The organism is Pseudomonas sp. GM49, from assembly GCF_000282355.1.
Taxonomy (GTDB): domain Bacteria; phylum Pseudomonadota; class Gammaproteobacteria; order Pseudomonadales; family Pseudomonadaceae; genus Aquipseudomonas.
In genome coordinates this window covers 20,138-35,010 of record NZ_AKJL01000156.1, presented here as the reverse complement: position 1 = coordinate 35,010, position 14,873 = coordinate 20,138, and the positions used below count along the sequence as shown (strand labels likewise).

Here is a 14,873-nt window from a genome sequence, read left to right as displayed (position 1 = left end):
CTTAAGCCTTAGCGCATGTCGCGTTCGACACCAGACAGACTCGCCTGGAAAGCCTCACGCGCAAACTGGCGCTCCATATAATCAAGCAGCGGCTTGGCCGGCCGCGGCAGTTCTATACCCAGGATCGGCAATCTCCAGAGTATTGGTAGTAGGCAGCAGTCCACCAGACTTTGTTCCTCACTGAGGAAAAACGGCTTGTCGGCAAACAGTGGCGACACACCCGTCAGGCTTTCGCGCAACTCTTTGCGAGCCACCGCACGGGCCGCTTCCTTGGTCCGCGAATCCAGAATCAGGTCCACCAGACCACACCAGTCTCGCTGAATGCGGTGTATCAGCAGGCGACTATTGGCACGCGCCACGGGATAAACCGGCAGTAGCGGCGGGTGCGGGTAACGCTCATCCAGATATTCCATCACCACAGTCGACTCCCACAACGCCAGGTCGCGATCGACCAGGGTGGGCAAGCTGCCGTAAGGGTTCACTTCAATCAGTTTAGGTGGCTGGCGACCAGCCTCCACGTAAATGATCTCGGCGCTGACACCCTTCTCTGCCAGTACGATGCGCACTCGGTGGGAATAGTGGTCGGCGGGGTCGGAGTAACAGGCCAACCGATTGGTCACGCCCATGGCGATCCTCCTCGCTTGTAGAAATTATCGAAAGCTCAAAAACGAGCGCGCCCAGAGGGCGCCTCCCGTAACGACTGGTTCACCAGGTTCGCTACATCTTCAGAGGCGCCCTTGGGCGCGCGCGATTAACAGCAATAGCTTGTAGCTTTATCAGTGCACGTCTTTCCAGTATTCGCGCTTGAGCAGGTAAGCGAAGACGAAGAAGAACGCCAGGTACAACAATACGTACGTACCAATGCGCTGATGTTGCAGCTTAACCGGGTTAGCCGAGTAAGCCAGGAAGGTTACCAGATTCTTGACCTTCTCATCGAACTGCTCTTCAGTCAGGGCACCGCTTTTCGGCACGATGGTCAGTTGATCACACGCTTCATGAGTCAGCTTCGCACCGGTCAACGGATCGTATTGCTTCTTGCCGTCTTCGACGATCTGAACCTGTTTGCAACCGACGACCTGGCGACCTTGCAGGCCGGCCAGGACGTTAGGCATGCCCACGTTCGGGAAGACCTTGTTGTTCACACCCCATGGGCGCGAAGGATCTTCGTAGAACGATCTCAGGTAGCCATAGAGCCAGTCGGTGCCGCGAACACGGGCAACCAGGGTCAGATCCGGTGGCGCCGCACCGAACCAGGCCTTGGCGTCCGCCGGCTGCATGCCGATGCTCATGTGGTCGCCAATCTTGGCACCCGTGAACACCAGCTTTTCCAGCATCAACTCATGGGGAATACCCAGGTCGTCGGCAACACGCTCATAGCGCTGGAACTTGGCACTGTGGCAACCCATGCAGTAGTTGGCGAACGTACGCGCGCCGTCCTGCATGGCTGCTTTATCGGAAACGTCGATGTCGACTTTTTCCAGCTCAGGACCACCGTGTTCAGCTGCGAAAGCGAACACTGGCAGCGCAGCAAGCATCAATACAGCAAATAGTTTTTTCATCAGCCAGTCACCCTTTCCGGAACCGGTTTGGTCTTCTCGAGCCGGGTGTAGAACGGCATCAGAATGAAGTAGGCGAAGTACAGGAAGGTACATACCTGCGACAGCAACGTACGCTCAGGGGTTGGGGCCAATACACCCAGCACACCCAGGATCACGAACGCGATGCAGAACACCCAGAGCCAGATCTTGCTCAGCCAGCCTTTGTAGCGCATCGACTTGACCGGACTGCGATCCAGCCATGGCAGGACGAACAGCACAGCAATGGCCGCGCCCATGGCGATCACACCGAAGAGCTTGTCCGGAACCGCGCGCAAGATGGCGTAGAACGGGGTGAAGTACCAGACCGGAGCGATGTGCTCTGGAGTCTTGAAGGCGTTCGCCACTTCAAAGTTCGGCTTTTCGAGGAAGTAACCGCCCATTTCCGGGAAGAAGAACACGATCGAGCAGAAGATGAACAGGAACACCACCACGCCGACGATATCTTTCACGGTGTAGTACGGGTGGAAGGCAATGCCGTCCAGCGGTATGCCGTTTTCGTCCTTGTGTTTCTTGATGTCCACGCCGTCCGGGTTGTTCGAACCAACTTCGTGCAACGCCAGGATGTGTAGCACCACCAGACCCAGGATAACGATCGGCAGGGCAACCACGTGCAAGGCGAAGAAGCGGTTCAGGGTAATACCGGAAATCAGGTAGTCACCACGAATCCACTGGGTCAGGTCGTTGCCGATGACCGGAATCGCACCAAACAGCGAAATGATTACCTGGGCACCCCAGTAGGACATCTGACCCCACGGCAGCAGGTAACCCATGAAGGCTTCGGCCATCAGCGCCAGATAGATCAGCATGCCGAAGACCCACACCAGTTCACGCGGCTTCTGGTACGAACCGTAGAGCAGGCCACGGAACATGTGCAGATAGACCACGATGAAGAACGCCGAAGCGCCGGTGGAGTGCAGCAGACGCAGGATCGAGCCGTACTCGACGTCGCGCATGATGTATTCGACGGAGGCAAACGCCTCTTCCGCCGACGGGTTATAGCTCATGGTCAGCCAGACACCAGTAACGATCTGGTTGACCAGGACGAGCAGCGCCAGGGAGCCAAAGAAATAGAAGAAGTTGAAGTTCTTCGGAGCGTAATACTTGCTGAGATGGTCTTCCCACATCTTGGTTGCGGGAAAGCGCGCGTCAACCCAATCCATGAACTTGCTCATCACGCTTTCTCCGTATCGACGCCAATGACAATGATGTCGTCGGTCTCATAGGAATGCGGGGGAACTGGCAGGTTCAAAGGCGCAGGTTGCGACTTGTAGACGCGGCCAGCCAGATCGTAGTGGGAACCGTGGCAAGGGCAGAAATAACCGCCTACCCAGTCTTTACCCAGATCCGCAGGTGCCACTTCGGGACGGAAGGTCGGCGAGCAACCCAAGTGCGTGCAGATACCAATCAGCAGCAGAACCTCAGGCTTGATCGAACGGGTTTCCGGATCAACGTAAGTCGGTTGTGTCGAGTTCTTGGAGGTCGGGTCAACGAGCTGGCCCTCGATCTTCTTCAGATTCCCCAGGATTTCCGGTGTACGGCGGACGATGAACACCGGCTGACCGCGCCACTCAGCAATCATCTGCTGGCCTGGCTCGATTTTGCTGACATTCACTTTCACCGGTGCACCTGCGGCTTTCGCCTTGGCACTGGGAAACCATGACCCCACGAACGGGACCGCAGCCCCCACCGCTCCTGCAGCACCCACCACGGATGTGGCTGCTACCAAGAAGCGACGCCGGCCTGCATTCACGCCGTCATTGCTCATTCAGTCCTCTCCCATCAGCTTTGTGGCCTGTTAAATCAGGCATCTACTAAGTAAATCTGTGTACTTATAAAAATTTTGCCGAATGGTAATGAAAAGCCCCAATTCTGACAAGGTAATTACCGGAACCCATCACCCCCAAGCCTTGTAGTATAGGGCGTCTACGGATGTGGCAAGTTGTCACAGCGCAATTCTTTGATAAATCGCAGGCACAAAAAAACGCCCAGCTCCGTGAGGAAACTGGGCGTTCTTTTTTGAACGTGAAAGCGAATTAACGCTTCGAGTACTGCGGACGCTTACGCGCTTTACGCAGACCGACTTTCTTACGTTCAACTTCACGAGCATCGCGGGTTACGAAGCCGGCTTTACGCAGGGCGCTGCGCAGAGTCTCGTCGTAGTCCATCAGAGCGCGAGTGATGCCGTGGCGGATTGCGCCAGCCTGACCACTTACACCACCGCCGATCACGGTGACGTAGATGTCGAACTTCTCGACAGTCTCAGTCAATTCCAGCGGCTGACGAACTACCATGCGGGCAGTTTCGCGGCCGAAGAAATTATCCAGCGAACGGTTGTTGATGGAGATGTTACCAGTACCCGGACGCAGGAAAACGCGTGCGGTTGCGGTCTTGCGACGGCCAGTGCCGTAATTTTGAGTCGCCGACATAATGAACTATTCCGTTAAATCTTCAGTTCTTGGGGCTGCTGAGCAGTATGAGGGTGTGCAGCGCCCGCATAGACTTTCAGCTTACGGTACATGTCGCGACCCAGCGGGTTCTTAGGCAGCATGCCTTTGACCGCGGTCTCGATCACGCGCTCAGGGGCCTTGGCGATCAGCTTTTCAAAGTTGATCGACTTGATGCCGCCCGGGAAACCGGAGTGGGAGTAGTACATTTTGTCAGTGGTTTTAGCACCGGTAACACGGATCTGCTCAGCGTTGATTACGACGATGTAGTCGCCGGTGTCAACGTGAGGAGTGTACTCAGGCTTGTGCTTGCCACGCAGACGGCTCGCGATTTCGGTGGCCAGACGACCCAGGGTCTGACCAGCAGCGTCGACGACAAACCAGTCGCGCTTTACTGTTTCCGGTTTAGCAGTAAAAGTTTTCATTCTTTATAGCCTCAGGGGCCGCCCTGTAAATTAGACGGCGGATCTTACTGAATAGTGCGTACTTTGACAAGTCAAAGGCAGCCGGATACAGACGCTTTCGGGGGCTCGGGTCGGCGCGTCCGTTCAACGGCAAGATTCTTCGGCGGCGGCGCATCACTTCCACTGCAGAAAGAGGTGCGCAATTATGCAGATTGCGAAAAATAATTCAACCTGCTTTTATGATTGTTTTGCCCAAGGAGCACCCGATGGACTATCGCCAGCTAGGCCGAACCAATCTGAACGTGAGTGCCCTCTGCCTCGGAACCATGACCTGGGGCGAGCAAAACAGCGAGGCAGACGCCTTCGCCCAGATTGAGCGGGCCAAGAGCGCCGGGATCAACTTCATCGACACCGCCGAGATGTACCCGGTGCCGCCCAAGGCCGAAACCTACGCCACCACCGAACGCTACATCGGCAATTACTTCAAAAGCCGCGGCGACCGCGCCGACTGGATCCTGGCCAGCAAGATCGCCGGCCCCGGCAACACCATCGACTACATCCGCGACAAGAACCTTCGGCACAATCGACAGCACATCACCGAAGCCGTGGACGCCAGCCTCAAGCGCCTGCAGACCGATTACATCGACCTGTACCAGTTGCACTGGCCGGAACGCAGCACCAACTTCTTTGGGCAACTGGGTTACAAGCACAAGATCGAAGCCAACCTGACCCCGCTGGAAGACACCCTCGAAGCGCTCGACGAACAGGTGAAGGCCGGCAAGATCCGCCACATCGGCCTGTCCAACGAGACGCCGTGGGGCACCATGCGCTTCCTGGCCCTGGCCGAAGCCCGAGGCTGGCCGCGCGCCGTGTCGATCCAGAATCCGTACAACCTGCTCAACCGCAGTTTTGAAGTCGGTCTGGCGGAAATCGCTATCCGCGAGCAATGCGGCCTGCTCGCCTACTCGCCGCTGGCGTTCGGTTTCCTGTCCGGCAAGTACGAAGGTGGCGCCCGCCCGCCAAAAGCTCGCCTGAGCCTCTACAGCCGCTTCAGTCGCTACTTCAACCCACAGTCTGAAGCTGCCTGCAGCCGTTACGTGGCTCTGGCTCGCGAGCACGGTCTGGACCCGGCGCAAATGGCCCTGGCGTTCGTGACGCAGCAGCCGTTCGTGACCAGCAACATCATTGGCGCGACCACAATGGAGCAACTGGAAAGCAACATCGCCAGTTTCGACTTGAAGTTGTCGGAGGAAGTGCTGGAGGGGATCGAGGCGATTCACAAGGATCACCCGAATCCGGCACCTTGATTGATCTCTAAACCCATTCGCGGGCAAGCCCGCTCCCACAAGGACTACGCTGTACCTGTGGGAGCGGGCTTGCCCGCGATGGCGTCTGGCCTGCCCAACTCAGATCAAAGCGACCGCGCAATGATCTCCTTCATGATCTCGTTCGTCCCGGCATAGATCCGCTGCACCCGCGCATCCGCCCACGCCCGGGCAATCGGGTACTCCCACATGAATCCGTAGCCACCGTGCAACTGCACGCATTCATCGAGCACCTTGCATTGCAGGTCAGTGCCCCAGTACTTGGCCATGGCCGCCGTCGGCACGTCGAGCTTTCCTTTCAGGTGCAGTTCCAGGCAGCGGTCGACGAAGACCCGGCCGATCTGGATTTCCGTGGCCATCTCCGCCAGCTTGAACCGGGTATTCTGAAAATCCGCGATCGACTTGCCGAACGCCTTGCGCTCGCGGGTGTAGTCCAGCGTCCATTGCAGCGCCGCTTCGGCTGAAGCCAGCCCGCCAACGGCCACGGTAAGGCGTTCCTGGGGCAACTCCTGCATCAGGTAGGCAAACCCCATCCCGGCCTGGCCCAGCAGGTTTTCCTTGGGCACACGCACGTCCTGGAAGAACAGCTCCGAGGTATCCTGGGCTTTCATCCCGACCTTCTCCAGGCGCTTGCCCTTGTCGAAACCTGGCGTATTGGCTTCCACCAGAAACAAACTGGTGCCCTTCGCACCGGCCTTCGGATCGGTCTTGGCGACGACGATCACCAGATCGGCCAGGTAGCCGTTGGTGATAAAGGTCTTGGAGCCGTTGATCACGTATTCATCGCCATCGAGCACGGCCGTGGTTTTCACCCCTTGCAGATCGGAACCGGCGCCCGGTTCAGTCATGGCGATTGCGGTAACCATCTCGCCGGACACCAGTTTCGGCAGGTACTTCCTCTTCAGCGCTTCACTGCCGTAATGCAGGATGTACGGCGCCACGATGTCCGAATGCAGGGAAAAACCAATGCCGGTCAGGCCAAGTCGCCCCACTTCCTCGATCACCACCGCACTGTAGAGAAAGTCCGCCCCCAGACCGCCGTACTCTTCCGGCAAGTGCGAGCAGAGCATCCCCGCCTCCCCTGCCTTGTTCCACAGTTTGCGGTCGATATAGCCTTGTTTTTCCCATTGACCATGGAACGGCACCGCCTCCTTTTCGAGGAACGTTCGCACGCTGTCGCGGAAAAGCTCGTGCTCGGAACTGAACAGGGTTCTGGGGATCATGCGGCACCTTTTCTTTGTTTTTAGAAGGAGTTGACCTTCAGAGACTATGCCTCGCTTCCGATACAGGACACTGGACACATCCGACAAAAAATAAGACGATCCAGCCGTCTGGTGACCACTTCCCCCTATAAAAATAAAGTTGAATTATGTCTAACCAAGCCTCCACGCCCCTGCGGCGCGTCAGCATCCTGGCCATTGACCGGGTTTTCGCTTCCACTCTCCTGCAAGCCAAGGATTTCTTCCATCTCGCCAGCCTGCGCTACGGCAAACAGCTGGGCCAGGGCCTGACACCGGCGTTCGAAACCCGCCTGGTCAGCCCCGATGGCAAACCGGTCAGCACCTTCAGCGACGTGTTGATTCCGGTGGATGGCGGACTGGAAAACGCCGACATCATCGTTCTTCCTGCGTTCTGGGACGATTTCGACAGCCTTTGCAAACGTTACCCGCAAGTCCTGCCCTGGCTGCGCCAGCAACATGCGCGCGGCGCCGTACTGTGCGGCGAGGCGACCGGGGTTTTCTGGCTGGCCGAAGCCGGGCTGCTCAATGGCAAGGAGGCGACCACTTACTGGCGCTTCTTCAATGCCTTCGCCGAACGCTTCCCCCAGGTTCAACTCAATCAGGACAAGCACCTGACTGATGCCGACAACCTGTACTGCGCCGGCGGCACCACTTCGGCATGCGACCTGTACATTTACCTGATCGAGCGCTTCTGCGGCGCCAATGTGTCCCAAGCCGTAGCGCGGGACATTCTGTATGAGGTACAGCGCAGTTACTCGCCAGGACGTATCGGTTTTGGCGGGCAGAAGCTGCACCAGGATGTGATCATCCTGCAGATCCAGCACTGGCTCGAAGAACACTTTGCCGACAAGTTCCGTTTCGAAGACGTCGCCCGCGAACACGGCATGAGCATCCGCAACTTCATGCGCCGCTTCCAGACCGCCACCGGTGACAAACCGCTGCATTACCTGCAACGCCTGCGCATCGAAACCGCCAAGGGCTTGCTGTCCGGCAGTCGCAAGAGCATCAAGACCATCAGCTACGAAGTCGGTTACGACGATGCGAGCTTCTTCGCCCGGTTGTTCCGCCAGCACACGGAGTTGTCGCCGAACCAGTACCGGCAGCAGTTTCAGCAAGCTGCGTAGATCCAGGCCCAACACAAACCCAATGTGGGAGCGGGCCTACTCGCTTCCACATTGAATCTTGCTCCGGCCACGCAGTTCTTTCGCGGTGCATTTCCTACGCAAAAAGCAGAATACAGAGCGCCGGAGAACCCAACCCTGCCCACAGACGCAGCCCCTTAAAAAACTTCAACATCTTCCCTGCAAACACCATCAGGGAAGATCAACCATGACTATCGGATCAAGCTACAACTACCCTTCATACATCGCCAAGGAGGCCGCCCGAACAAAGCGCTCGGCTAAAAACAAATGGGCGGCTCGCTTTCCCAATCCGCCGGATTTGTGCTTTGACTATCGCGCGTTGGTAGAACAGGAAAACGGCATCGCCAGGGCAACTGACCCGCAACATAAAATCTGCATTATCGGCGCCGGCGTCACCGGCCTGACCGCCGCCAGAGAACTCTATCGCTGCGGTTTTACCCATATCACTCTCATCGAACAATCCAGACGCATCGGCGGCAGGCATCTGACCGTTCCCGGTAGCCGAAACGCGGCAGCAAGCCATACGCCGTTTGAAATGGGCGCAATGCGCATGCCCTTCTTCAACCGGGCGGATGAGCCACCGACAGGAGGTCGGTCGCTGATGGCTTACTACGCCAATCAATTTGAATTGGCGTTTTCAGACTTCGCCAACCCCGGTAGCCAATGGGTTAACTCGACAGGCATCTATCTCCGGGAGGGCAGCATGGGCGGCGGATCGGCGCCGCAAATGTTGATATGGAAAAACGAAGACGGCGTCACACCACCTCCCGGTGATGAATTGCAAAAGGTTTATTCCAAGTGGAAAGCCTTTGCCGATCGTATGACCCGCCACGTTGCTGAGCTCTATGCGAGCCAGGAATGGGAAGCCATATGGGCTTCTATCGTTGAAAAATACGAGAGTGTCTCGTTCCGCGATCTGGTCAGCATGCCAGCACTGAAAGCTTGGGATGCCCGCTCACCCGGGGATTTCGGCGGAATGGGAATGTCTGCGCAAGAGTCCGCAATTTTTTACGCGATAGGTATAGGTGACGGTAGCTGGGGAGCTTTTTACGACATCTGCTGCCTCTACCCTCTGCGTACCGCGATTTTCGGTTTCAGCAGCCAATTGCAACTGATCCATGGTCGAGTGGACTCAAACGGCGATCCACTGGATTCGCCCTACCTGAATAGCGAAGCCGTTTTTGACTCAATGGGGCAGAGTTTCGACAGGCCCCGCTACATCGGCCTCGCCGCTTTGGACGAATGCCTGCTGTTTATGAAAACCGACGAAACCGGAAAGTCCATCTACGAACATTGCCTCGAAAGAAGCAATGGGCTTCTCACCGACTCATCCGTCACAAAACTGGAAAAGCTGACCAATCAAAAAATACGCGTCTATTACAACTGGAAACACAGTCAACCCGAGCAAATCCAGGAGCAATTTGATGACTTTGACTCGGTCATCATGACACTACCCTCCTGGCTGATTGAAACTCGTATCAAGCTCGAAAGTTTCACCCGGGAGATGCTTCCTTTCGAGACGATTAACGCCTACAAAACCGCACACTGGGAAACTAGCTGCAAAGTGTTTGCACCACTGAAAAAATCATTTCTCTCGAAAAACAAAAACATCCCGCAAGCCATCGTAACCGACAGTTTTATCCACGATGTCTATACCTACCGCTACAACGACAATTACAGCTATGACTGCATCCTGCTGAGTTATACCTGGGAAGATGACGCAACCAAGCTCGCCGCATTCAGCGATACGGAGTTGGTATCAAAATGCGCCGAAGAGCTGGATCGCATACTCATGAACTCTGCCAACATCCAGGAAAAAATCTCTCCCTACATCAGCATTGATCAAGCGGTGGTTCAGCGTTGGATCACTGATGAAAATGCGCTGGGCTGTGCCAAGCTTTACCGACCGGGCTCCTACTACGATGCCGTCAGCCTGATGAAGTACAACCGGGACCTTGCTCATGTATCAGGCTTGTATTTGTCCGGCGAGTCATTTTCCGTCGATGCCGGTTGGACGGAGCCATGTTTTCGCGGTGCTGTCGATGCGGTGATTCATATCTGCAACAAAACCGCCGCGACCTTCAATGGCGGATTTTCCTTGAGCGACTACCCGCACTACCAACTCAAAATCTGATCACACCCCCGTTCCAGAGCCATGCACGCAATACATGGCTCTACCCCTCGCACCGGCTGCCCACTGCCATCAAATATCACTCTGATCCATTTTAGGACAAGGACTACGACCTAAACGGAAGTAGCTGACTTACACCCCATTCCTGATTCCCCTCTTATACACACGCCATTTAACAGCTTGAAAAACAATAAAAAGAGGAACGACGGAATGACTGAGCCAACAAGCCCTGTTCGTGTAGCAGTCGTGCAATTCGATCCACAAGTCGGCATCGAGAAATGTGTAGGTAATCTGCGTCGCAGCCTGGAATTGGCGCTTGAAGCGGTAAACGGCGGTGCGAATCTCATCGTTCTGCCCGAGCTTTCCAATACCGGCTATTTCTTCAGCAATCGACAGGATGCCTTCGCCCATGCCGAAGCGGTTCCCGACGGGCCAAGCGTGCAGTGCTGGATCGACTTCGCCCGAGAACACAACGTTTACCTCGTGGCCGGTCTGGCCGAACGCGACGGCATGCGACTCTTCAACACCGGCGTTCTGGTGGGACCAGACGGTTTTATCGGCAAGTACCGCAAAGCCCATTTGTGGAATCTGGAGAAGCTCTGGTTCACCCCAGGCGACCTGGGTTTCCCGGTTTTCGACACACCGATCGGCCGCATCGGGCTGTTGATCTGCTGGGACATCTGGTTCCCGGAGGTGCCACGGATCCTCGCCCAGCAAGGCGCAGACATCATTTGCAGCCTGAACAACTGGGTCTGGACACCGCCGCCGCTGTTCGACGATGCCGGTAAGTGCATGGCGTCGTATCTGACGATGACCGCCGCTCACGTCAACAACGTGTTTATCGCTGCCGCCAGCCGGATCGGCGAGGAGCGCGGCGCGCGCTACCTGGGTTGCTCGTTGATTGCCGGAACCAACGGCTGGCCGATTGACGCCGTGGCTTCGGCAGACAGGCAGGAAATCCTGTTTGCCGATGTTGACCTGAGCAGCTCCCGCAGTGCGCCCATCTGGAACAACCTGAACGATCTGCATCGCGATCGCCGAGCCGATCTTTACGATCAGATGCTCGGCTACACCAAACACCCTTGCCTCCCACGTTGATCAGGAGGCCTATCGCATGGAAGTTACAACCGATAAAAACCAACCATCGCGCAAATCACCGATTGATACAGCCGTCGTACTGCTAATGATCGGCACGACACTGCTGATTGTCTGGCTTTCTTTCAGCAACCGGACTTTCTGGGGAGCGAATTGGCCCGGGTACGGCGACATGGTATCGCTGCTACCCGAACCGAGTGCTTGGTTGCGTTGGGTGTTAGGTGACATCAGCGAGGTGGCTTTCTACAAGCACGAGTTCGCTTCGATCGGCCTGCTGGCGGGCGCTTATCTGGCTTACTGGGCGAATCGAACGGGGAAATCCTGGCAAGGGTTTGCCATCTCCTATGGAACAGGACTTTGGCCCTGGCTGGTCACCAGTTCGTTGCTCGGGCTGCTGCTGAGCAATCTGCTGTGGGGCTGGACGGTGACAGCCACAACCTGGCAGCCCACATTCGTAGCATTCGTCTCGCTGCCAGCGGCGATGGTGCTAATGTTTGGCGGAGGCTGGAGGGTCACGATCAACGGCGCACTCATGGGCGCCGTACTCGTCACACCGATGTGCCTGCTGATCGTCAACTACGTGTGCCAACCGCTGGCCTTGCCTGCTGTGATTGGCAATGTACTGGGCATGGCGGTTGCCAGCGTCCTGGCGTTTCTGTTCTGCCGCTATTGGCCGAACCTGGTGAAATCCAGGTCGTCGGAAGCGCCACCCGCTTCGATCGCCCCCGCCAAGGCGCCCGACTATGGCGTTACCTGGATCCTGCGCCGGATTCTGGCGGACTTTTCCGAAGCACCGTTCTTCGGCAATGAGCTGGCCAGCCTTGGCCTGATACTGGGTGCATTGCTGGCGTACAGCTTGAACCCTTCAAGCCCCGCGTACGGATCGGGCCTGTTGCTGCACATCATCGGCGCGCAGGCATTGGCCTCGGCCATCGGCGTGCTGATCTGGCGTCAACAATGGATGTTGCGCGGCTGGTATCCCACTTACATCCCGCTGGTTTCAGTGGTGCCCGCGGCGATACTGGCGTATGGCGGCAGCTGGCAGATTATCGTCTCAAGTGCACTGCTGGGGGCATTGCTCGCACCACCGCTGGCCTGTGTGATTGCCAGGAAATTACCGGTCGACATGCACGCCTACATCGCCAATGTACTGTCGATGGCCATCAGCACACTGCTGATCGTGCCGCTGATCGGTTTTCTGATCGCTGATTAATGCTCCAGCCATTCGGCTGTATAGCGGCCTCAAAAGCGGATACAGCCACTTTTCATTACAAACAAGCGAGGTATCCCATGGACCTGCCCAAACTGTCCATTGCGGCACTTGGCGGCACAGTAAGCATGCAAGCGAGCAATGCCGGTGAAGGTGTCATCCCTACCGTCAGCGGCGAAGCCCTGCTGACTTCCATACCGGAACTGACGACACTGGCCGGAGTCACCGTCGAGACCCTCGGCCTGCTGCCCAGTGCGTCCCTGGATTTCGAGTTTTTGCTGAACGTATTGTCCTAGGCTGAGTTTCAGGTCAAACAGGGCGCTGTCGGTGTCGTAATTACCCAGGGTACCGACACCCTCGAAGAAGTCGCGGTGTTTTTGGATTACCTGTGGCCCTACGACACCCCCTTGGTGCTGACCGGTGCCATGCGTTCCGCAGCGCAGCCAGGTGCCGATGGGCCGGCCAATCTGCTGGATGCATGTCGCGTTGCCTTGGCGCAGAACAGTCGGCAGCGCGGTGTCCAGGTCGTGATGAACGGACAGATTCATCAAGCGTGCAGCGTACGTAAAACCGATTCGCTGGCATTGCAGGCGTTTTCCTCTCCGGTCGTGGGGCCCGCGGGCCTACTGTTGGAAGACCGTGTTCACTACCTGCGCCCGCCGGGGCCGCGCACGGTGTTACCGTTGCCGCAACAGACCACACAGAAGGTTGCGCTGCTTGAGGCCTCACTTTCGGCCGACACCCTGCTACTGGAAAATATTCTCGCACTCGATTACGACGGGCTGGTGATCGGCGGTTTCGGCGCCGGCCACATCTCGCAGCGCTGGGCGACAATGATTGAACATGTTGCCGAACGAATCCCCGTGATCATTGCGACCCGAACCGGCTCCGGCACCACCGCACGTGCCTCTTACGGTTTTGGCGGTGGTGAAATGGACTTGATGCGCAAGGGGGCATCGATGGCGGGCTTTCTATGTCCGCGAAAAGCCAGAATTCTGCTTTGGCTGCTGCTTGGTTGCCAACGGCAGCACGAGCTTGCGCAGTATCTCAACGAAGACATTTGACTTCAAAACAATGTAAAAATCTGTGGGCAGAGGATTTGCTCTGACAAAAAAGGCCTGCAATCGCAGGCCTTTTTTATTTTCCGATTTGTCTTACGGCTTGTGCGCCCGGGACAGGAATTCGTGGGATTGCATTTCCAGCAGTCGGCTGAGGGTTCGCTGGAACTCGAAATTCAAGCGACCGCCGGTGTACAGATCCTTCAATTCGACTTCGGCAGAAATGATCAGCTTCACGTTACGGTCGTAGAACTCGTCGACCATGTTGATGAAGCGTCGGGCGATGTCGTCGGTGGTGACGCTCATCTGCTCAACATCGCTGAGCAGCACGGCGTGGAAGATCTTGCCCAGTTCGATGTAGTCATTCTGGCTGCGCGGGCCGTCGCACAGTTCACGGAAGTTGAACCAGGCCACGTCATCGCAGGTGCGCAGGGCGCGTATTTCACGGTTCTCGATCATCAGCACGTCATTTTCGACCGCCGCCGTGCATTCCGGTGTCAACGCACGGAAGCTCTTGCGCAGGCTTTCGTTGGCGGCTTCGTCGAGTGGATAGTGGAACAGCTCGGCTTGTTCGAGGTGACGCAGACGATAGTCGACGCCGCTGTCGACGTTGACGATCTCGGTGTTCTGCTTGATCAGCGCAATGGCCGGCAGGAAGCGCGCCCGTTGCAGGCCGTCCTTGTACAGGCCGTCCGGCACGATGTTCGACGTCGCGACCAGGGTCACGCCGTTCTTGAACAGTTCTTCCATCAGGGTGCCAAGGATCATGGCGTCGGTGATGTCGGAAACGAAGAATTCATCGAAGCAGATTACCCGGGCTTCGGTGGCGAAACGCTTGGCGATGATGGTCAGCGGGTTTTTCTCGCCGCCCAGGGTTTTCATCTCTTCGTGCACGCGCTTCATGAAGCGGTGGAAGTGCGTACGGGACTTTTCCTTGAAGGGCAGCGCTTCGAAGAAGGTGTCCACCAGGTAAGTCTTGCCGCGGCCTACGCCGCCCCAGAAATACAGGCCCTTGACCGGGGTCTGATCCTTCTTGCCAAACAACTTGCCCAGCAGGCCCGGCTTGTTTTGCTCAGCCGCGACCAGGTCGTCGTACAGGCGCTGCAAATGACGCACGGCGGTTTCCTGCGCGGCGTCATGGAAGAATTCCGGGCGTTTCAGATCAGCTTGATATCGTTCTAGGGGCGTCATAATTCGTTAGCAAGGCAACAAAAACGGGCCGACA

At 56.9% G+C, this 14,873-nt stretch carries 13 protein-coding genes and 1 pseudogene; 6 read left to right on the top strand and 8 right to left on the bottom strand.

The genetic code is table 11. The features are described from left to right. Positions 1-8 precede the first annotated feature (8 nt). From PMI29_RS14620 to rplM, 6 genes are all read right to left on the bottom strand, one after another. Positions 9-626 (bottom strand): glutathione S-transferase N-terminal domain-containing protein, encoded by a 618-nt coding sequence (locus tag PMI29_RS14620; RefSeq protein WP_007972581.1) that lies wholly within the window; start codon positions 624-626, stop codon positions 9-11. Between the two features lie 150 nt (positions 627-776). Continuing rightward, positions 777-1,559, bottom strand: coding sequence for a cytochrome c1 (locus PMI29_RS14625; RefSeq protein WP_007989862.1), 783 nt, complete (start codon positions 1,557-1,559; stop codon positions 777-779). Next, entirely contained in the window at positions 1,559-2,770 is a 1,212-nt protein-coding gene (locus PMI29_RS14630; RefSeq protein WP_007998244.1) for a cytochrome b, read from the bottom strand. The genes PMI29_RS14625 and PMI29_RS14630 overlap by 1 nt, the downstream gene beginning before the upstream one ends. Beyond that, positions 2,770-3,363: a ubiquinol-cytochrome c reductase iron-sulfur subunit gene (petA, locus tag PMI29_RS14635; protein ID WP_007998242.1), complete on the bottom strand. Its 594-nt coding sequence runs from the start codon at positions 3,361-3,363 to the stop codon at positions 2,770-2,772. Before petA ends, PMI29_RS14630 begins: the two co-directional genes overlap by 1 nt. Positions 3,364-3,631: 268 nt before the next feature. Beyond that, on the bottom strand, positions 3,632-4,024 hold the full coding sequence (gene rpsI, locus PMI29_RS14640) for a 30S ribosomal protein S9 (protein ID WP_003228056.1): 393 nt from the start codon (positions 4,022-4,024) through the stop codon (positions 3,632-3,634). 14 nt (positions 4,025-4,038) lie between these two features. Continuing rightward, the gene (gene rplM, locus PMI29_RS14645) at positions 4,039-4,467 is read right to left on the bottom strand and encodes a 50S ribosomal protein L13 (protein ID WP_003228062.1); all 429 of its coding nucleotides are present in this window, start codon (positions 4,465-4,467) and stop codon (positions 4,039-4,041) included. Positions 4,468-4,712: 245 nt separating this feature from the next. Between rplM and PMI29_RS14650 the strand changes: the two genes are divergently transcribed. Next, positions 4,713-5,753 carry an NADP(H)-dependent aldo-keto reductase gene (locus PMI29_RS14650; RefSeq protein WP_007998240.1) on the top strand — a complete coding sequence of 347 codons (1,041 nt, stop codon included), beginning with the start codon at positions 4,713-4,715 and terminating at the stop codon, positions 5,751-5,753. Positions 5,754-5,857: 104 nt separating this feature from the next. Here the strand turns inward: PMI29_RS14650 and PMI29_RS14655 are convergent, their stop codons facing one another. After that, a complete protein-coding gene (locus PMI29_RS14655; RefSeq protein WP_007998237.1) occupies positions 5,858-6,994 on the bottom strand; it encodes an acyl-CoA dehydrogenase family protein in 1,137 nt (378 codons plus the stop codon). A 146-nt stretch (positions 6,995-7,140) separates the two neighbouring features. Here PMI29_RS14655 and PMI29_RS14660 point away from each other — a divergent pair, with 146 nt between their 5' ends. The 5 genes and pseudogenes from PMI29_RS14660 (at position 7,141) to PMI29_RS0130130 (ending at position 13,654) form a co-directional block, all read left to right on the top strand. Further along, positions 7,141-8,136, top strand: coding sequence for a GlxA family transcriptional regulator (locus PMI29_RS14660; RefSeq protein WP_007989851.1), 996 nt, complete (start codon positions 7,141-7,143; stop codon positions 8,134-8,136). 205 nt (positions 8,137-8,341) lie between these two features. Continuing rightward, positions 8,342-10,288 (top strand): flavin monoamine oxidase family protein, encoded by a 1,947-nt coding sequence (locus PMI29_RS14665; RefSeq protein ID WP_007998235.1) that lies wholly within the window; start codon positions 8,342-8,344, stop codon positions 10,286-10,288. A gap of 207 nt (positions 10,289-10,495) precedes the next feature. Next, positions 10,496-11,383 (top strand): nitrilase family protein, encoded by an 888-nt coding sequence (locus PMI29_RS14670; protein ID WP_007998233.1) that lies wholly within the window; start codon positions 10,496-10,498, stop codon positions 11,381-11,383. 16 nt (positions 11,384-11,399) lie between these two features. Continuing rightward, positions 11,400-12,593 (top strand): hypothetical protein, encoded by a 1,194-nt coding sequence (locus tag PMI29_RS14675; protein ID WP_007998231.1) that lies wholly within the window; start codon positions 11,400-11,402, stop codon positions 12,591-12,593. A gap of 77 nt (positions 12,594-12,670) precedes the next feature. Continuing rightward, positions 12,671-13,654 (top strand): annotated as a pseudogene (locus PMI29_RS0130130) (asparaginase). 90 nt (positions 13,655-13,744) lie between these two features. Here the strand turns inward: PMI29_RS0130130 and zapE are convergent. Then, the gene (gene zapE / locus PMI29_RS14680; protein WP_007998226.1) at positions 13,745-14,839 is read right to left on the bottom strand and encodes a cell division protein ZapE; all 1,095 of its coding nucleotides are present in this window, start codon (positions 14,837-14,839) and stop codon (positions 13,745-13,747) included. Positions 14,840-14,873 lie beyond the last annotated feature (34 nt).